This is a genomic window from Fodinibius salsisoli (assembly GCF_026229185.1).
In the GTDB taxonomy this organism is placed as follows: domain Bacteria; phylum Bacteroidota; class Rhodothermia; order Balneolales; family Balneolaceae; genus Fodinibius; species Fodinibius salsisoli.
In genome coordinates this window covers 42573-61605 of sequence record NZ_JAGGJA010000010.1, presented here as the reverse complement: position 1 = coordinate 61605, position 19033 = coordinate 42573, and the positions used below count along the sequence as shown (strand labels likewise).

At 43.4% G+C, this 19033-nt stretch carries 25 protein-coding genes and 1 tRNA gene; 9 read left to right on the top strand and 17 right to left on the bottom strand.

The features are described from left to right. Positions 1-20: 20 nt before the first annotated feature. On the bottom strand, positions 21-989 hold the full coding sequence (locus tag J6I44_RS14625; RefSeq protein ID WP_265766894.1) for a PstS family phosphate ABC transporter substrate-binding protein: 969 nt from the start codon (positions 987-989) through the stop codon (positions 21-23). Positions 990-1301: 312 nt separating this feature from the next. Here J6I44_RS14625 and J6I44_RS14620 point away from each other — a divergent pair, with 312 nt between their 5' ends. Then, entirely contained in the window at positions 1302-2045 is a 744-nt protein-coding gene (locus J6I44_RS14620) for an NYN domain-containing protein (RefSeq protein ID WP_265766893.1), read from the top strand. Positions 2046-2134: 89 nt separating this feature from the next. On the opposite strand, the gene J6I44_RS14615 is transcribed toward J6I44_RS14620, so the two are convergent. From J6I44_RS14615 to J6I44_RS14605, 3 genes are read right to left on the bottom strand one after another with little or no spacing between them, the layout of a single operon-like run. Further along, on the bottom strand, positions 2135-3022 hold the full coding sequence (locus tag J6I44_RS14615) for a cell division protein FtsX (protein ID WP_265766892.1): 888 nt from the start codon (positions 3020-3022) through the stop codon (positions 2135-2137). Positions 3023-3034: 12 nt separating this feature from the next. After that, positions 3035-5086, bottom strand: a complete 2052-nt coding sequence (locus J6I44_RS14610) for a putative porin (RefSeq protein ID WP_265766891.1) — start codon at positions 5084-5086, stop codon at positions 3035-3037. Then, entirely contained in the window at positions 5083-6372 is a 1290-nt protein-coding gene (locus J6I44_RS14605) for a competence/damage-inducible protein A (RefSeq protein ID WP_265766890.1), read from the bottom strand. The genes J6I44_RS14610 and J6I44_RS14605 overlap by 4 nt, the downstream gene beginning before the upstream one ends. A gap of 132 nt (positions 6373-6504) precedes the next feature. Here J6I44_RS14605 and J6I44_RS14600 point away from each other — a divergent pair, with 132 nt between their 5' ends. From J6I44_RS14600 to J6I44_RS14565, 8 genes are all read left to right on the top strand, one after another. Then, on the top strand, positions 6505-7101 hold the full coding sequence (locus J6I44_RS14600) for a CDP-alcohol phosphatidyltransferase family protein (RefSeq protein WP_265766889.1): 597 nt from the start codon (positions 6505-6507) through the stop codon (positions 7099-7101). Beyond that, positions 7085-7552, top strand: coding sequence for a phosphatidylglycerophosphatase A family protein (locus tag J6I44_RS14595; RefSeq protein ID WP_265766888.1), 468 nt, complete (start codon positions 7085-7087; stop codon positions 7550-7552). Before J6I44_RS14600 ends, J6I44_RS14595 begins: the two co-directional genes overlap by 17 nt. 75 nt (positions 7553-7627) lie before the next feature. Next, positions 7628-8269 carry an orotate phosphoribosyltransferase gene (gene pyrE, locus J6I44_RS14590; protein ID WP_265766887.1) on the top strand — a complete coding sequence of 214 codons (642 nt, stop codon included), beginning with the start codon at positions 7628-7630 and terminating at the stop codon, positions 8267-8269. 72 nt (positions 8270-8341) lie between these two features. Further along, positions 8342-8695 (top strand): DUF488 domain-containing protein, encoded by a 354-nt coding sequence (locus J6I44_RS14585; RefSeq protein WP_265766886.1) that lies wholly within the window; start codon positions 8342-8344, stop codon positions 8693-8695. Between the two features lie 116 nt (positions 8696-8811). Then, entirely contained in the window at positions 8812-10173 is a 1362-nt protein-coding gene (gene miaB / locus J6I44_RS14580) for a tRNA (N6-isopentenyl adenosine(37)-C2)-methylthiotransferase MiaB (protein WP_265766885.1), read from the top strand. A 124-nt stretch (positions 10174-10297) separates the two neighbouring features. After that, positions 10298-10382: transfer RNA gene (locus J6I44_RS14575), tRNA-Leu, on the top strand. 339 nt (positions 10383-10721) lie between these two features. Then, on the top strand, positions 10722-11168 hold the full coding sequence (locus tag J6I44_RS14570) for a hypothetical protein (protein WP_265766884.1): 447 nt from the start codon (positions 10722-10724) through the stop codon (positions 11166-11168). A gap of 99 nt (positions 11169-11267) precedes the next feature. Further along, a complete protein-coding gene (locus J6I44_RS14565; RefSeq protein WP_265766883.1) occupies positions 11268-11645 on the top strand; it encodes a hypothetical protein in 378 nt (125 codons plus the stop codon). Between the two features lie 77 nt (positions 11646-11722). Here the strand turns inward: J6I44_RS14565 and J6I44_RS14560 are convergent, their stop codons facing one another. From J6I44_RS14560 to J6I44_RS14500, 13 genes are all read right to left on the bottom strand, one after another. After that, positions 11723-12376, bottom strand: coding sequence for a hypothetical protein (locus J6I44_RS14560; RefSeq protein WP_265766882.1), 654 nt, complete (start codon positions 12374-12376; stop codon positions 11723-11725). A gap of 1 nt (position 12377) precedes the next feature. After that, on the bottom strand, positions 12378-13025 hold the full coding sequence (locus J6I44_RS14555) for a hypothetical protein (RefSeq protein ID WP_265766881.1): 648 nt from the start codon (positions 13023-13025) through the stop codon (positions 12378-12380). A gap of 108 nt (positions 13026-13133) precedes the next feature. Beyond that, positions 13134-13391, bottom strand: a complete 258-nt coding sequence (locus J6I44_RS14550) for a hypothetical protein (protein ID WP_265766880.1) — start codon at positions 13389-13391, stop codon at positions 13134-13136. Between the two features lie 35 nt (positions 13392-13426). Further along, the gene (locus J6I44_RS14545) at positions 13427-13612 is read right to left on the bottom strand and encodes a hypothetical protein (RefSeq protein WP_265766879.1); all 186 of its coding nucleotides are present in this window, start codon (positions 13610-13612) and stop codon (positions 13427-13429) included. Positions 13613-13614: 2 nt separating this feature from the next. Continuing rightward, complete coding sequence (locus tag J6I44_RS14540) at positions 13615-13860, bottom strand: hypothetical protein (RefSeq protein ID WP_265766878.1); 246 nt, start codon at positions 13858-13860, stop codon at positions 13615-13617. A gap of 4 nt (positions 13861-13864) precedes the next feature. Then, on the bottom strand, positions 13865-14122 hold the full coding sequence (locus tag J6I44_RS14535; protein WP_265766877.1) for a hypothetical protein: 258 nt from the start codon (positions 14120-14122) through the stop codon (positions 13865-13867). A 180-nt stretch (positions 14123-14302) separates the two neighbouring features. Next, the gene (locus J6I44_RS14530; RefSeq protein ID WP_265766876.1) at positions 14303-14548 is read right to left on the bottom strand and encodes a hypothetical protein; all 246 of its coding nucleotides are present in this window, start codon (positions 14546-14548) and stop codon (positions 14303-14305) included. A 116-nt stretch (positions 14549-14664) separates the two neighbouring features. Next, a complete protein-coding gene (locus tag J6I44_RS14525; protein WP_265766875.1) occupies positions 14665-15234 on the bottom strand; it encodes a coiled-coil domain-containing protein in 570 nt (189 codons plus the stop codon). A gap of 258 nt (positions 15235-15492) precedes the next feature. Then, on the bottom strand, positions 15493-16290 hold the full coding sequence (locus tag J6I44_RS14520) for a hypothetical protein (protein WP_265766874.1): 798 nt from the start codon (positions 16288-16290) through the stop codon (positions 15493-15495). Continuing rightward, positions 16283-16558, bottom strand: a complete 276-nt coding sequence (locus tag J6I44_RS14515) for a helix-turn-helix domain-containing protein (protein WP_265766873.1) — start codon at positions 16556-16558, stop codon at positions 16283-16285. The genes J6I44_RS14520 and J6I44_RS14515 overlap by 8 nt, the downstream gene beginning before the upstream one ends. 94 nt (positions 16559-16652) lie before the next feature. Next, positions 16653-16886 (bottom strand): helix-turn-helix transcriptional regulator, encoded by a 234-nt coding sequence (locus J6I44_RS14510; protein ID WP_265766872.1) that lies wholly within the window; start codon positions 16884-16886, stop codon positions 16653-16655. A 144-nt stretch (positions 16887-17030) separates the two neighbouring features. Beyond that, positions 17031-17597 (bottom strand): hypothetical protein, encoded by a 567-nt coding sequence (locus tag J6I44_RS14505; RefSeq protein WP_265766871.1) that lies wholly within the window; start codon positions 17595-17597, stop codon positions 17031-17033. 4 nt (positions 17598-17601) lie between these two features. After that, the gene (locus tag J6I44_RS14500; protein ID WP_265766870.1) at positions 17602-18798 is read right to left on the bottom strand and encodes a tyrosine-type recombinase/integrase; all 1197 of its coding nucleotides are present in this window, start codon (positions 18796-18798) and stop codon (positions 17602-17604) included. Between the last annotated feature and the right edge of the window lie 235 nt (positions 18799-19033).

Genomic DNA, 19033 nt, shown 5'->3' with positions numbered 1-19033 from the left:
CGCCCGCGTTGCCAACTAAATTAATTTGTAGTTGTAGAAGATGAATCTGATGAGCTCGAATAAAACGCTTTGAACTTTTCCTTCTGGGCCTGATAGACAGAATCGGGCATAGCAATATATCCAATTTGTTCGGCCAGCTCAGGGGCATTATTCAGATAAAAGTTTATAAACTCCTGTACACTCTCCTGCTGGGCCGCTTCTTTTCTTACATAAATAAACAGCGGCCGGGCAAGTGGATTATATGTTCCGTTGGATACGGTTTCCATGGTAGGTTTTACTACTTCTCCCTCCCTATTTTCAACTCCTACAAGCTTTAGCTTGTCTTGGTTTTCTTTGTAGTAGGCCAATCCAAAAAAGCCGAGAGAATGTTGATCGGTACTTACTCCTTGTACCAGTACATTATCGTCTTCACTGGCTGTAAAGTCACCACGACTGGCACCACTCTCTCCTACTACAGCTTCTGTAAAATAATCATACGTTCCAGAAGCCACACCGGGGCCAAAAAGATGAAGCTCTTCATCCGGCCACTCTTCACGAACATCGCTCCATTGATTAATTTCTCCCTGAGCAGAAGGCTCCCATATGGTCTTTAATTCTTCAACTGTAAAATAATCAACCCAATCGTTACTAGGATTTACCAACACAGCCAGACCGTCATAGGCTACTGAGAGGCGAAGATAGTCAATACCATTGCCCCCAGCCTTTTCTTTTTCACCTGGACTGATAGCCCGGGAAGCATTATTAATATCAGTATCGCCACGCAAAAACTTCTGAAAACCGCCGCCTGTTCCCGAGACGCCAACCGTGACCCGAACATTCGGGGCTTCTGACCGAAACTCTTCGGCAACAGCCTCTGTAATGGGGAATACGGTACTTGAACCGTCAATTTGTATTTCACCTGAAAGCTGATCTTCCGAACTTCCACCTGGCCCACAGGAAACCAATAGTAAACTACTTATAATAAATAATGCTAAGTATTTATTGACCATCTTTTCGAAATTTATAGAATTACGTTTTATAATGTGTGCAGTGTGCTTGTTTTAACGTGCTAAAGGTATTCTAAAAAAAGGAGAGTTTTGTTAACTCAATATTAAGAATTAGAATTTTCTGGTTCCCTGCCACTTTAGAGCCCGATACGCAACAATGAGTCTTAACAGCCCAACCACAAAAGCCAATCACTTTAGGAGTAAAACCTTCTAGCTCCCCTCCTAACCGACCCTTAGATTAACAGGGTGAGAATGTAATGGTTTTATTGTACTTTGTCACATTCGCAATACTCCTTTATAATCAACTCTTATTTAATGGATACAGGTTCAAATACCAAACTTGCTGTACTTATCGATGCTGACAATGCTCAACCCGCCATCGTGGAGGGACTGCTGGCAGAAATTGCCAAATATGGCACGGCCAACGTAAAGCGTATCTATGGAGACTGGACCTCCAACAAATTGCGAGGCTGGAAAGAGCATCTGCTTCAATTCTCTATCCAACCAATCCAACAGTTTGGATACACGACCGGCAAAAATGCGACCGACAGCGCTATGATTATTGATGCCATGGACCTGCTTTATACCGAACGTTTTGATGGCTTCTGTATCGTCTCCAGTGATAGTGACTTTACCAAATTGGCTGCCCGCATCCGAGAATCAGGGCTTACGGTCTACGGGTTTGGAGAACAGAAAACCCCGGCCCCTTTTGTTGCTGCCTGCGACAAATTCATTTACACCGAAGTATTAAGAGGTGAAGAGGAACCGGATGAAGAGCCCTCTTTTAAACGTATGTCCACCAATGAACTTAAGCAAGATACCAAGCTGGTGAGACTGCTAAGAAATGCAACTGAAGCCTCTTCTGACGAAAATGGCTGGGCGCACCTGGGACAAGTAGGAAGCTATATTGCAAAGCAGGCCCCCGAATTTGATCCCCGGAATTATGGCTACCGCAAGCTGGGAGAACTGGTCCAGGCCATCAAACTTTTTGATATTGAAGAACGGTCTACCGGGCAGGGACACGCCGCTGCAATTTATATAAAGGATAAACGTAAGTAATAAGTCACAGGCTTTATCCCGCCCACTCATCTGGATACAAAGCTACTACCTTAGCTTATTATAGAAAGATAATCTATGTACCTCCCGTATCAATCAGAGGAGATGGAGGTTTGCTTGATGAATCGACGGGCGGCCCATTGACTGCCCCAGAAGCCCATAAAAATGGACAGTAAAATCATAGCTCCGCTCAAATAATACCAACGACCAAAAGGCCAGGCCAGAATTCCAAACTGGGGAACATATTCCGGCAAAACAAAATGGAAAGCAATATACATAATTCCCACCGCTAAGAATCCGGCAATAAGTCCCTGAATAATACCTTCAAAAACGAAGGGCCGTCGGATGAATCCATTGGTGGCCCCCACCAGTTTCATAGCTTTAATGAGGTCTCGCTTCGCGTAAATAGTGAGACGAATAGTATTAAAGACCAGCACCAGTGCTGCCAGCAAAATCAATATCCCTAAACCACCACCGGCCATCGCTACGGTGCGGAATCGCTGCTCCATCATTTGCAGTAACTGCTGGTTGAATCGGACCTCATCGACCTCGCTATACCCTTCGATCTCCGTAATGAGGCTGTCAATCCTATTAATATTCGTATTAGGATCCACTTTAAGTCGAAAGGAAGCCGGCAAAAAGTTGAGCTCCGCCATTGACCCAGCTCCACTGCCAAACTCTTCTTTAAAAATGGTAGCAGCGCTGTCTTGTGAAATATAGGCAACCTCCTGAACGAGTTCTTGATTCTCAAAATCTTTCTGTAATTCCAAGGTTCGGTCCTCATCCGGATTGGTAAGAAAAACTTCCACATCAATAGATTGTTTAAGCTGCTGAGCAACCTCATAGGCATTATAAGAAACGCGGGCCAGCACGCCCAGCAGTAACACTGCAACAAAAAGGGAAAATATTGCGGTAAAGGAAGCCAAACGAGCACGTTTAAAGCCGGCCATACCCTCTTTGATCACATATTTTAAACTCATAAACAGTAATTGTTAGTTTCTAAATAAGGCGCGAACGCTAAAAATAAATTTACGCTGAGACATTGGGTATTGAGCAGTTTCAAAGTAGCCCAACTGGCTTACATCGTCAAGCACATTTTGCCAGCGCAATACAAAAACAATTGAGCGTAGCCGGGCTGAAATATCAACATCCAGTCGATTGAATATAGGTAACTCTTGGTCACCACTGACCGACTGCCAGTAATCCAGTTCGGGGCTGTAGTGGTCGGCCTGGTACCGAGATGGTGACATTATACCGGAAAGCCCTGCTTTTACATAGGTAGCACGACCAAAAAGATATCCTTTCCAATAAGCTCCCCCCTTAAACCAAATGCGTTGCCTGTCCCACATTGGAATGGTTGATCCAGGTTCAGACAAGCTGTTGGTAAACTGATGGAGAGTAGCCGAACCCTCGAACTCAAAATGAGTGGCATCCCAACTGAAAAAAGCGGTAGCAGATTGAGAGGCATAGGGGTCCACATTCTTAAAGGTACTATCGGGTTTAATCCTGATTCCATTATCTATGGCATAGGAATCCAGGTTAGGTAAAGTCGTGTCGGGCCGAAACATAATCCCGTTTTCAATATCCTTATGCTGCACGCGAATGCCTAAATGGGTGTCTTTTGTAAAAGCATACTTCAATTCTGCACGTCCCTCGCGAATATTTTCATTCGAAAGCGTGGGATTTCCGGCATAACTTTCTGACTGCCAATACAACTGTTGGGGAGTAGGCATGTTAGATCCCACGGAGAGCGCCGGTGATAAGGTAAGCTTGCCAAAGGTAACGTCTGCACCCGCACTAAGCCTGTTTCCCTGGAAGGCGTCATCTCGGTATTGGAATCCGCCGTTGCCGTGGATGGTTAACAATGACCCTATATCGAGCGAGAGCTTTGCTTCTGCGTTTAGTAACCCCCAGTTGTCAGTATCTAAGGAGGAATTTTGGAGCTTTTTGTTGAAAAAATATTCATAACTAAGTCCCCCTTCGGTATTCAAATTGCCGAGCGACCACCACTTGCGGGAGGTCAACCCCACTGAACGAACTTTATAGGCCGTAGAATCGGCTGAATACTGAAGCGTCCGCTCAGTACTTCGCTGGTAAAGTCCGACGTGAAAATTATCCGTACTGTCGGTGGCATTTTCATTACGCCGGTAAAGGTTAATCGCAAACAAATTGTTTACTTCTGCAGATTGCCCGCTGGACTGATTAGCTTGTGCCTGGAACCGATCAAAATTAAATGTTCTCAGGTCGCCCATCAGGTATCCAAAAGGGCGTCCTATATCCAGCTTATTATTTACATAGTTAACTTTTAACAGGTGCTGGGGATCCAAATGGTGGCTAACCTTGGCAAATATTTGCCGCCCTATGACTTCTGAATTAGGATACTCCCCTCCGGAACGGCGATCCCAGTAGCTGAGTTCCACATTGGTCTGTTGCGATAGATTATGGCTCACCTCAAATTCGAGATCACGATTCGTGAATTTACTCTCACTATATAAAAGCCTTGAAAGTGGTTTATTTAAATAATACTGCCGTAAATAGTAGGTTGTACGGTACTGAGTTCCCAAGTCCTGCCCAAAAACTCTGTCGATTTTGTGTTGGGGAATAAGCGACCAGTTAAGGTTTCCCGATACGGGATCATTAATATTTATGCCTTCCCAATAGAGTTGCTGGTGGCGTGGCTCATGAGCAAATCGCTGCACTGCATTCGACCGGAGACTTGTCCCCATTCGATAACTTATGATGCCCGGCTCCCTGTTCAGCTTGTAGGTCCAATCAGGCCAGTTTTGCCATCGCAGGGTACTGTCGGAAGCGGTAACATGAGCTCCCAGTGGTGCATGAAACATCCAGGGAACAACAGTAAACGACGGTTTCTCTGATTTTTGATCAGGAGCATCATAATCAATCGTCTGGACGGCACTGGTGTCAGCCAGCACTGTCGTATCAATCCGGACGGAATCTATAGTCGTATTGTCAATTTGCCCTACAGCCAGCATGGGTAGTCCCAAACATATTATGACGCCATATGTAAACAGTAGATATCTCAAGCCAGCTGTTTTTTGAGCCCATAGGGCATTTCGGAGATATCCAATAGAATACGGCGAACCATCTCCAAAGCAGTGGCTGTCGTTCGTTGCTTATTTATCAACCGATCGTTGGTAAATTGGGCACGAATTGCGAAATGCTGGTCCTCGCTCCAAAAGCCAATCCAAACCGTGCCCACCGGTTTTTTATCAGTGCCGCCTTCCGGGCCTGCGATGCCGGTAGTAGAAATACCAATATGTGCATTTAACTGTTGTGCTACCCCTTTAGCCATCTGTAATGCAACCGCTTTACTTACCGCTCCCTGCTGCTGCAGATCGTTTGCATTCACCTTTAGCTGGTTCACTTTTACCTCATTTTCATAAGCTATAATTCCACCCTTAAAATAATTACTACTCCCCGGAATATCCGTCAGTGAGTTGGCTACTGATCCACCGGTGCAACTCTCAGCTACCGCAATTTTCAGGCCAACCTCCTGCAAAGATTCACCAACTTTTTCTGCTAACCGTATTTGTTTGCCCTCTCCAACGATAAACCCATCTGCTTGTTTCTTTATGTGACCGATAAGAGTTTCCATCTGGTCCTTTAATTTTTGTTCTGTTGACGCCTGACCACGGATACGAATACGTGTACCTTCCGGACTGGGCAGATAGGCAAGACTTATATCATTACCATTCAAAAAGGGATTTAAATCCCCAATAATTTCATCACTTAGTGTACTTTCACCAATACCTGCTGTTAACATATAATGGGAAGCCCGATAGGTCTTGTTTCCTATTTTCTTCTTTAACCTTGGCAGGATGTGATGATTCATCAGATGCTTCATTTCATAAGGTACGCCCGGTAAAACAACTAACAGTGCTCCCTCGTGGTCAAACCACATTGCTGGTGCCGTTCCCTGTTCATTAAATAACACTTCGCATCCTTCTATAACCTCCGCCTGGTGATAGTTCGATTTACTAAATGGTATGTTGCGTTCTTTGAATATCTTTTTGATAAAATCGAGCGTGGGTTCATGCACAACAAGTTCAGAATCCAGCAATTCAGCAATGGCCTGTTTGGTCATATCATCGTGGGTAGGTCCTAATCCCCCGGTGGTAAAGACAACATCAGCAGAAGATAATGCCTCATTAACTATTTCCTTAATTCCCGCCAGATCATCTTTAATCGTATAAATTCGGTTTACTTCAACCCCAATTTCAGTAAGCTCCCGGGCCATCCAGCTGGCATTGGTGTTTACCGTATCACCAATCAGCAACTCATCACCAATACTTAAAATCTGACACTGCATACTGTTATTCTAATTCGTATTTTTAAAGAAATTTGAAGCCTAAAATATCAATCTTTGTCAGCTTTTCGAAGCATTATATCGTTTGGCTTCAAGAACAGATGACTTTTTACTAACGACAGGAATCCTAAAAACTTGCGCCGAATACCTAATATACTAAGTACTATCCGAATTATCTTGGCTCCTATCTTTTTGCTATTGTACGTACAGGATGAAGTCGTTTGGCGCGCACTTAGTATGGGGATTTTTGCGGTAGCCGTTGTCACCGATTTTTTTGATGGCTATATTGCCCGCTTGTATGAAGCTCAAACGCCTTATGGAGTCTTTTTAGATCCACTCGCTGATAAATTTTTAACCTTTGCAGGTTTTATCTGTTTACCCTTTATTGATGCCACCCAGTTTCCCTGGTGGGCTATAGCAGTTATTATGCTCCGAGATATTCTTATCACGACTATGCGGGTATTGGCAGATTGGCGGGACATTTCCATGAAAACCCGCCTGACCGCCAAAGTCAAAACCATGAGTCAGATGTTCTTTCTTTATCTCGTGCTTTTTGTAGGGGTCTTTATCAAAACAGATGTTTGGCTTAGCAGCTATTGCAGTGAACTTTTGCAATCAAGTATCCTGGGATGGATGATGATAGCAATTGTAGCACTCACGTTATATTCCGGAATCGAATACATTTACATCAACATAAATATTTTTATTGCTCAACATGATGCAAAAACTTAAACCAATATTAGGAAGTTTTTTCTACGCTGGCTTTTTACCCAATGCTCCGGGAACATGGGGCAGCTTTTTTGCTCTCTTTTTTATCTATTTTATCGGGCTCTACAGTCCATGGTATGGCATTGCCCTGTTCACTTTATTTTGCTCATGGCTAACCGTCTGGGTATCCGAAGAGTGTGAACGCGTATGGGGTGGAGACCCTTCGCCCCTGGTTATGGACGAATTTGCCGGGCAAGGTATGGCCTTTATTGGGATTAACTTAGTAAATCCGGGAATAAATATTTTTCTCCTGTTATTCCTGGGATTTGTCTTTTTCCGCTTTTTCGATATTAAGAAACCATTAGGAGTTAACGAATTACAGCAATTACCGGGCGGATTTGGTATATTAGTAGATGACCTATTGGCTGGCTTCTACGCCTTTTTATGTCTAAAAATCCTATTATATTTTATTTAGAACGGAAACTTAAAACAATCTTTTAATTTGTAGTACCGGTTAAAATACTTGACTGCAGAATAATTCTTCTTTTATATGATCATTGATTCATCCTTTTCAAAAGAAATTGCACTCGATCTACTCAACATCAATGCCGTCATTTTACGGCCCAACAATCCGTTTACCTGGTCTTCTGGATGGAATTCTCCCATCTACTGTGATAATAGGTTGACCCTCCGATATCCGACTATCCGAAAAAAGATTGCGAAACGGATTGTAGATTTTATTAGTGAAGAATATTCTGATATCGATGTCATTACCGGTACAGCTACTGCCGGCATCCCCCATGCTGCCTGGATTTCCGAAAGTCTCGACAAACCCATGTCCTATGTCCGTTCGAAGGCAAAGTCTTACGGGCTGGGCAACCAGATCGAAGGCGGTATCCAAAAGGGAGAATCAACCGTTATCATTGAAGATCTTATCTCAACGGGCGGATCTGCCATTTCTGTTCTTGAAGCCCTTAACTTTATCAGTGCTGATGTGAAGGCTGTTATCAGTATCTTTACTTATGGCTTTGACAAGGCTGTTCAGCGGTTTGAAGAGGAAGGCATTCCGCTTTATACCCTCACTGATTATACTACGCTGATCGAGGTGGCAAGCGAAAATGGATATGTGGATGAGAAAGACCTGCAGGCCCTTGCTGAATGGCGAGAAAGTCCTGAAACCTGGCCCAACTAAGAAGATTTTCAGTCATGATTTCGGGGGTAGACGGAAGCTGACAATCAATTTCTAACCTCCAGGCCCCAACTGATGATTCAACTGAAACGTGCGTACGATACTCCGGATCCGACGGATGGATACCGGATATTGGTTGACCGACTCTGGCCGCGAGGTGTCAGTAAAGAGCAGCTCAAGCTGGATCTGTGGCTCAAAGAAATCGCCCCTTCTGATGAGCTAAGGAGATGGTTTCAGCATGATCCCGAAAAATTCGAGGCTTTTAGCCAACGATACCGGCAGGAATTAGAGCACAATGAGGAGTTGGTACAACATCTATTAACCCATATTAAGGAGCAAGAAAGAACAACCTTTGTTTTTGCTGCCAAAGATCGCCAACATAATAATGCTGTTGTGCTAAAAGCTTTTGTCGAGGAAATAGTTAATTGACCGATCGGGAGCATCGCAAACATGCCCCCTCATCACCGGCATTATCCTCTTTCATAAAAACGGAATCTATTCTTATATTTAGCCGTTCACATTAAGCAAGTAAAAGTCCTATTCCCTTGGATCAACGTAACTTTTATATCGAAACATATGGCTGTCAGATGAACGTCTCTGACACCGAGATTGTCAATTCCATCTTAATGGAAGAAGGCATGGAACCGGTTAATGAGCCTGAAGATGCTGAAATCATTTTTGTCAACACCTGCTCTATTCGCGAAAATGCTGAAGAGCGAGTTTGGAACCGCCTTAAAGAGTTCCGGGCACTGAAAAGAGATAAGGATGGCAACCTGACGGTGGGTGTGCTGGGATGCATGGCCGAACGTATCCGTGACAAAATTATTGAAAAAGAACAACTTGTGGATCTTGTTGTTGGTCCAGATGCTTATCGTGACCTTCCTAAATTGCTTTCGGATGTAGATGACGGCCGCAAAGCTGTGAATACGATCCTGTCGCTGGAAGAAACTTATGCCGACATTAAACCCATTCGCACCAACGATAACGGGGTCAGCGCTTTTGTGACTATTATGCGGGGGTGCGATAACATGTGTGCCTTTTGTGTGGTGCCTTTTACCCGGGGCCGAGAGCGCAGTCGACCGGCAGAAAGCATTCTTGACGAACTTCAGCAGCTTAGTGATCAGGGGTATAGAGAAGTTACCCTGTTGGGACAAAATGTGAACTCTTATGACGATGGCGATCACTCTTTTGCGGATCTCATGTACAAAGCCAGCCAAGTTGATCCTGAAATGCGGATCCGCTTCTCTTCTCCCCATCCCAAAGACTTCCCGGAAGAACTGCTGGAAATTATTAGCGAGCAGCCCAACTTATGCAATTACATCCATATTCCTGCACAGTCAGGGAACAATGCTGTGCTCGAACGCATGCGCCGACCGTACACTCGCGAGCAGTATTTTGATCTCGTTGAGAAGATGCGGGATATTATTCCGGGGCTCACACTCTCTACGGATATCATCACTGGTTTTTGTGGGGAAACGGAGGAAGAACACGAAGATACCCTTACGTTAATGGCTAAAGTCAAGTACGATCTGGCCTACATGTTTGCCTATTCCGAGCGAGGGCGAACACTGGCCCAGCGTAAATATGAGGATGATGTGCCTGAAGATATTAAGAAACGACGCCTCTCTGAGATCATAAAACAGCAGATGGAGATCCAGGAAGAACTCAATAAGCAGGAAATTGGTCGAAGACACCTGGTGCTGGTTGAAGGTACCAGTAAACGATCCGATGAACAGCTCTGTGGTCGTACGGATACCAATAAGATGGTCGTCTTTGACCGCAAAGATTTCCAGAAGGGCGATTATGTGGAAGTTACTATCACCGATTGCACCTCTGCTACCCTGATGGGCGAACCCGTCCAGAAGAGTAGCATACAAGAATTTTCCAGGGAAACGGTAACGGCCTAAACCCAACTTGATTAAGCATTCCGGATCCCGCTTTTTTATGGATTATGCAGACTAAAAAAGACAAATTGAGGTTGTATAAGTAGTACCCAATCCCTTATATTCTGATTCACAAAATTTCCTTGATGCCTGAGTGGCGGAATTGGTAGACGCGCCGGATTCAAAATCCGGTAACCATTTCGGTTGTGGGGGTTCGAGTCCCCCCTCAGGTACTCCTTGCCTCCCAATGACTTACGATGATTACAACCTAACAGATAAGTCGTTCATTTAATCCTTATTTTTAGTTCGGGACAACATAGGGACAACACAGAATGTTTTACCTCCCCTCTAATTTCTCTCTCCAATAATCCGGATTCTGTGCGCATAGGGTAGTTATAGGGTGGCTATTCAAGTCAGTTAGACTATGGCTACCCTTAATCTAAGGAATGGCGGTTGGTTGGAATAAAACGTCCCGTACCTTTCACCGTGCTGGTTTCTGTGTGCGGTTTTGCTATTCTGTTAAATCCTACTAAATTGATGTTAAATTAATCATCATCAAAAGACGGGGTACTATGTATAGGCTTACTATATCAATTTTAATATTGGCTTTTATCTCAATTTCATGCAGTGGACCTAAAACAGTAGCACGTAGTGAAGTGGTCAACGTTACGGGTTATGACTTTTCAGAATATACTGCTCAAGGTTTTCTAATTACACCTGAACAGTATTTAGAAGAGTACCAATCTATTGGATTAATTACAGTTACCCAATGGCCAGCCGTTCGAAAAATGGAAAGGCGCATTCCAGATTCAGATAGTCAAAGCGGATATAGAACTGTAGAGGAATTTTATCCTGAAAGTATTAACGTTGAAAAAGCTATTGATGAAATTTATAAAGTTGCCAAAGATATGGGAGCAGATGCAATAACTCGGTTTGATGTTACTCCTACTTCTCGAATGAATGGAACTTTAAACGTTCAGGGTGTTGAAATTTCGGGGTTTGCTATTGATCGCAAATAAAAAAGCCCTCTTAAATAGACCAGATTCTGTGCGGTGTTTTGGGATTCTGATATATCCTTCTAACTTACTTTTCAATTTATCATCAAAGACGGGGTACTTATGAAAAAATTATGGCTAATATCGTTGATTGTATGTATAGCTATAACGGCTAATGCTCAAGATCAAGAATGGAAAACTATTGAAACATTTGAGGGTTCTGGTATATCAAATACAGCTCCTTTTACAGTTAATTCTGAAGAATGGAAAATTGAATATAGTTCAACAGCATCAAATCCCGTACTCAAAGGTAACGGCCATATCCTTCAAGTTTACTTACTAAAGCCTGGGCAAGAAACATTTGAAGGCGAGATTGTAGCCAACGAAGTAAATAAAGAGAATATAAGTGGCGAATCCTTTATTTATCAATCAGGAAGATTTTACTTAAAATCTAACTCTGCTAATGGAGATTGGGAAATAAAAGTAATGGTTTCAGAATAAGAGTTAGAAATAAAAATAGCCCTGCAAGCTATCAACCTACAAGGCCTACTATTCATCAAGAGAGTACTGGAATATAATTAATTCATTAGCGCATGTCTAAACTTGCTCTGTTTGGCTGGCCGGAGAACAACGCTGAACGTCTCCCCGCCTACCGGCTTTCCCTTCGCCTTATAACTCTCTACCGCTGCTTTAAACGCTTGCCGGGCGGCCTGTATGGGCGTTCTCCCGTGCTCTCGCAATGTGTTATAGCTTGCCACGTAAGGAGTAGGATCGGAAGTGCCCTTATCGTATCCCATCCAAGCGGATTTTCCTATTGGCAGGTTATGTGAGACAGGTTCAAACCGTTCTCCCCGGTGAGAGTCAATCTGCCAGATAACGGGCTGACTGCCGTCGTAGCCAATAATCAGAATGCAGATCCTTAGCGGGTTCTCTCCGTCCAGCTTTGCCAGTGCCTCCGGGGACATTCCGTCTTTGATGTAATCAGACGCTTTATGGGCCAATATTTCGGCGTTCATGGTCGGCCACTCGGTAGGGTTCAAATGTTCTACAAGCTCTTTGTCCGCGCTCTCGGTCGGATACCACCCCAGCCATGCCAGACCGGTGTCCCCGGATACCTTATGAACTTTGGGCTTGTCCATCCGTGTTACCTCTCTGGTAGCCTCGGAAGCTGACCGGCCGTCTGATAAAAGTATAATTTTCTTTCGTGTCGAAGTGATTGCTATACAACTCATTTTAATTCCTGTCCTGGTTAATGTGATAATTACCCGTTGCTAAAATGTAGGTTACTTCAAAGCGGCCGCCGTCCTGGAACTCCCGGTCAACATGGGCGGGTGTTATAACATTGGCCCCAGAAAGACTTGCGTTGCTCTGGTCGCGTACCGTCAAGTCTGTTCCTGAATCGTTGACAAGAGCAAAAGAGAACGACCGATCAGTATTCGGAGACGTGCCTATATCAATTCGGGCCAGTACTGCTCCTGAATTAACAGAGGTAAGCCGCACGATAGGCGCATCAATAGTTAACGAGTCCTCCCCGCTATTAGTCAGCGTGCGCGTCTCATCGCCCTGCTGCTGGAAGCGTTCGAAGTGGTTGTAGCCGTATAGATTATTTTCACCTACAGAACCAACACTGCGAAGGTTTATATTTCCACCCAGAGATCGAAGGGCAAGGTCTCCGCCGGACAAGTCCCGGGCTTCTAATATGATATCGCTCCCGTCTCCCCAGAAAGCACCTCGGGCATTACCAACGGTATAGGCGTTGCGCTCTAAAAAAGAGGCGTTTTCCGTTACGTTGAATCCCTCGTCTGTGATGGAATAGTCTGCTCCGGCGTTGCCGATCTCACCGCCGGTTCCCATCGTTAATTTACCTGCTATGTCTAACATAATGCTGTTATTTGGTTAATTGTAAAAATCGTTGTCTGTGGCCTCTAAACGGCTTCTGAGGATTCGTTCTAAGGCGTTTAAATACCTTCCGGCATACTATACCATTAGCTAAATACTATCATTTTCGGCAAAGTCTATTGGAACACCTCTCCCTAACTCTTCCCGGAAAAAATCATCAGGATGCCTCCTTCTTTCAGGGAATGTTAAGGGAATCCTCGTAAATGTTGTATCTGTTGGTTGCTGTTTCTTTGACTTATTCAAATACTCCTGCAACGCCGGTGAAAGCTCGCTTTGAGAACATGAGAAATTACTATTCACCACAACAAATGCAGTCGCCAGTAAGAACAAAGCTTTATAATTATTCATGATGTTGCCGTTTTTTTGCTTTTAAAGAATATCATTCAAATTGCATCATTGGGATTCTTAGTTCCCCTGTTTGGATTATACAAAGCATCTAAAGCCTTGCTCATTTCAGACTTGGGGTCATCTTCCGTAGCGTATAGATCCCCCAGATTATCCGGAGCATCAGGTCTGGTGTTCATAGTCTTATCTTCCAGCTTTTCTATCCTACGTTCGTGACTTTTCATAATTATTGTACCTCGTATGCTATATCATTACCGTTTTCAAGATGCTGCTGCTTAGTCATACCCTGCGGGTGACTATCATCAACGGGCTTCAATCCCATACCAAAGGGTGTGGGCACCTGTATGTATTTCTGCTTATCGGTCGCTATATCTTCGCGGATAATCGGTTCGTCTGCAATGGTCAACGCATCAAGCGATAAACCATGACAGCTGTTCTCTTCGATTTTGTCCAATCTGCGTTTATAACTCATTTTATCATGTATTGTGTTGTTCTTCCAATTTACTCAACCGCTCCTCGATTTCTTCCAATTCTAAGAGTTTGCGGTGCTTACTTGCCAGCTGGGAATAGGCATGAGCAGCCTTACATTTGAGCTGCATATCATCCCTATCGTAGTCTTTGCCCTCTTCACCTAAAAAAACGGGTTCAATCGCTTTTAAAGCGTCCTGGATACGAAGTTTCAATTTCTGAATATCCCAGCTTTTACGGCTCCTATTTCGTTTGTAACTGCTCATTATAACGGAGTTTAATTTGCTGTATAAGGCATTAAAATTAGTTCTACAGGCTTCAAATGGGTTTTTACTACCCCCTATAGCCTATAAGATATTTCGTTTGTTATGTGTGCTTTCCTGCCGATATTAAAGGGGCGGCCAGCGCACACACTACACCGGCCAGACCGATTTTCGGCCATACCCCTATTTCCGTTCATCAATTAACGTTTTATAATCCTGGTGCGAATGATCTTCCAGATAAGCCAGCTTCTGTTTTCGAGACCAATCGGTTGCTGGATTTCCCTTAGGGATATTGGATTGCTGCTCAACGTCCTGAACAATCTCGTTAAGTGGTTTGCCTTCCATCTTTTCCAAGAGTTTGGCTTCAGGCTCTGAAAAGTAACCGTCCTCAGTTCGTAGGTTGTCTAATTGCTCTTTTGTTACTGTCATATCGTTATACCTTTGTGGTTTTAGATTTCTTAGGTGTTACTGAAAATGCTTTCTTCGGATTCTTAGTTACCGATTTCTGTTTTTTTGGTGATTCCGTGAATTTGAATTTTGACATATTATTCTGATTTGAGATTATTCATTGTAATGAAATTCCGTGCATCTGCTCCCAACTTGCCTTTACTAATAACCGGCATTGAATCGTGGCCTATACCTTCAAAAAATGATCGGCTGGGGTTATGAAAACTATCCGCTTGTAACTCCTTACGGTAACCATTAAGGGTGTCAATCTCGGATTTTACCTGCTGCATCAGATCATGGATATTAGACAAGTGCTTACCGGCCTTATCATGCCATTTCTTACGTGCAGCCTGCTGAAAATCTGATTCTATTTCTGCCTTTTCATCTTCCAGCATCTCGATCGCTTTCTCGGATACTGCTATATCATCACGCACCTTCTCCAGTTCGGATTTCACGTTCGTATATTGCTTATCTGCGGCCTTCGATTTTTTATCCGATCCCCTGCCTACCTTAACCTTTGCACGTTCGTTTACGCGCTGCTCTTCAACCTCTTCGAGTTGTTCAAAGAGATTATCACGCTTCACTTCCAACTCGGATAGTTCGGCCTTATTCTCATTAATTGTTGATCTTATTGACTTCCTTTTTTTTGATAAACTTGTGTAACTCATATCGTTATTTATTGTTTGTTGTGATTAATTTTCATGTTTTAAAAGCCATTTCAGATACGGGCGCATATTCTCGTCAAGATTCCCGTTGCGTTTCTGTTTCCGTAATTCTTCCAATTTCTGTTTGTCTGCTTTCGTTAAGCTCATAGCGTTTGCAAGATTATCAGGATTAAGAGCCACAAAAAGAGCAAGTCAACATCATCAGCGAAAATTTCTTTGAGCTTATCTACCATGGGGTTGTTATTGGTCAAATGTTCATTCTCATTTCGTTCTAACATTAGTACTGGGGTTTGGGGGCTGGTACTGAGACAAGCCCTTTCTACTCTTTAGCTGTAGCAAATATTTAATTGTGTTAGCCTCTTGCAAGAAAAGCTTATCATCCTTATAACGGATACGATCAATTGCCGTAACCTTCTTATCTGCATATCCTAAAAGCTCTACCGGTAAATAATGTAAATCCTGCTTTTTAAGCTCTTTCAAGTCCTCAGGTGTCCAGTTGGTTATCTCGGTTAATGTTGGCTTATTACGGATATAATTGGCTTCATCAGCCATTTTACGTAACTTTTGAGCGTGGCGGGTTGAAACATCTAACACATCCGCTAACACTGATAGGGAAATTGGGCCAACGTCATGTTTGGAGCACCCCTTAACTTGCTCTCCACGTTGGCCCTTTCCCGTTTGGACAAGTGAAGCGCAAACCACACCTGCCATAAACGCTTGAATATTCTGTAAATCCTTACTCCGCATCATAGCAGCTCGGGCGAACTTCCAACCTTCAATTTGATGTACTTGGTCAATGCCTCGGAAGTAGTACCGGCCATAGCTATTCTTACCAAACCAGTTGCGACATATCAGCCATCTGAAATAACGATACACTGATTTGACTGGATAGCCTGTAGCTTCAGCCACAGCATGAACCGGCTTATCGCTACTATGGGCGTTGCCACTGTAGATAAAGTGTGATGCCGTATAACAGCCTACCTGCTTATATTTATGCTCACTACAGGCAAATACAGCCATTTCGCATGGTATTTTGAGGCGGGTTGATTCCTTACTCATCGCTGCCCCCGAACATATCCGTTTGTGGATCGTCAGGGAACAGATCCGGATTGGTGGTAAGGAACTCTGCAGGGTGGCGGGTAATCGGATCGATGCCTTTCCTTACAACGGCAACTTGATTTCGTTTACGAAAGTGTCGGATGTACCAACACACATTCGCGCGCCGTATACCGGTCTTTTGGGCAACTTGTAGTCTCGTCAAGGGTTCATCTCCATGTAGGGCCTGAAAGGTCTTTCTAATTTGATTTCGTTTTGTTTGATCGTCCATAGTGTCGCCTCATAGTTTTGTGCAATTAAGGAGCGCAACACGTATATTGGGGCGTGTCGTCTCCTGCCCTTCCGGTTACTGCCGGAGGGCTTTTTTATTGCACAGTGGGTTCAAGATTGGATTCTCTCTCTGCTTCGGCTTCAGGATCGGCATAGGGTCGGTTATCCAACCATTCTTCGATAGACTTTTCAGTCCAGCCAACGCAACGGCTACTAATTTTTTTTCGGGGTGGCAGCTCATTCCGTTTCTCCATTCTCCAAATGGTGACGGTAGAAACATTTAAAATTTCTGCCAGTTCAGACGGGCGTATAATCTGTAAGTTTTTCATACTGAATTGATTGATTTAATTTTCAAGACAATTCAGAATACTTACTTTGAAATCAGGGAAAAATTAACTTCTTAAATTCCTATAAGTCTTTGGTGGGCAAGGATGAATAATAATTTATTATTTCTTCATTTTTTTCATCGACTACTAAATATCATTCATACATTCGATAATTGTGCGTTCGGGATCTGCGTATGCATCAGAAATTCCAATATCTTCGTCTTTTTCCTCTAATATTTGTCTTGCAATCCAAGCCTGTATAGGATATCCGTCAGCATCCTCATTGTTATTCTCCAGCTGCTCTTTATTTGTCCTATAATATTGTTTTATTTTTTGTTTTACTTCAGCGCTAATGGGTTTTCGACCTCGTTTACCGTCTCCGCTTTTATCCGTAGAACCCTTACCACTTCTATAGATTGCATCTTCAGCTTTATCTATCTCTCTTCCCAATAGCTTAATTTTCCGATCAGCCCAGTTTTGGTCAACCTTACCATTAATTCTATGTCTTTTTAATAAAGAAAGGCCCGCTTGGAGTTTATCAATCCTCCTTTGAGGATCATCAATTTTCAATGCCTTCGCTATCTCAGAATTATATTGCTCCTGCAAAGCTGAGGCTTCTTCTTTTAGCTTTTCCTTTTTGGCCTGCAAGGCTTTATAATCTTTCTCCGTACTGCTTTCAATCTTTACTTTGAAAAATCCTTCTTCTTTACTCATAATACTATCCAATTTTAGTAATTTTGGTTTCCGTTCCTTCAATAATCTGCTGTAATTTGTGGCTCCATCGATTTAAGGCCGTTCGTTTTTCATCAACATACCCATGCCGGTCGTACCTCGCCGTAACCTGGGAATCACCAGCTAAGCCTTTATGATTTAGTACCTTGCCCAATATCGTCCGGTCTGTGCCTAACTCAGCCATGTAGGTAGCCGCTGTGCGCCTGAAATCATGGATACGGATATTATCAATTGATAAATCTTTTTGCAGACGGTTAAAACTACTGTGAACGCTACTTAGTGGCTCGTTATCCTTCATTGGAGACTGGAATACATACGGGCTATCATTCGATAGACTCTCTATAATTTCTAATGCTAAGGGCGGTAACGGCAAGTAGTGCGTCCGTTTAGCCTTTGTCAGCTCTTTGGGAATAGTCCAGATACCATCCTCGATATGCTCCCACTTCATCCGTCGCGTCTCCCCCAATCGCTGGCCTAACAGTAACAACATTCTAAACAAAGATCCGGTTGGCTGTTTTATTGTACCAAAGCCCTCCCATAGCTTCTTTATCTCATCTTCTTCCAGTACCCTGTCCCGTTTCTCTTCCTTGCCCAATGGCTTAATGGTCTTTACCGGATTATACTCTGCTATCTCTCGCTGCACACCGAAAGAGAACATACTTGAAAGAATAGCCCGAACCCTGTTGGATTGGTAGGGACTGCCACGGTCGAGTATATCCTCTAACAGCTCAATGATGACTCCCCTGCTGATATTTTTTACCGCCATACCCTTAAAGGCCGGAATCATCTCACCGTCTATTCGTTCGGTATAGGTTTTCTGTGTCGATTCTTTCAGGGTAGGCAGATGCTTCTTTTTAAACTGGTTAGCCAGGTATTCAAATTTTTTAGGCTGGGGCTTGCTCTTACGAGCCTTTTTTGCTTCCATTGGGTCTATGCCCTCGCTCACCTTCCGTTCAAGTTCTCCGGCACGTTCTCGGGCTTCTGCCAGTGATGTTTTCGGGAACCTTCCGATCGTAAACCGACGTACCTTATCATTAAACCTATAACGATATACAAACGACTTTGTGCCCTTTGCTGTTATTCGTACAGCCAATCCAGAAGTATGTTCATCATAAATTTCAGTCCTCTTATTCGGAGCTGGGTAATGCCTGATAAAAGGGTCTGTTAGCTTTAATTTTTCCATATCTAAATGTTAGCTGATATTTCCTATTTTTTTACTCTCGGGACAACATAGGGACAACAAATATTTTAATGCTATGAAATATCCTTCAATTCAAAGTAATGGTTAAATGTATGATATTCAATAGTTTGGGCAATATTTAGAAGGGATATGAAATACTAAGAAATGTTTACAAAAACGGATTCAAAATCCGGTAACCATTTCGGTTGTGGGGGTTCGAGTCCCCCCTCAGGTACTC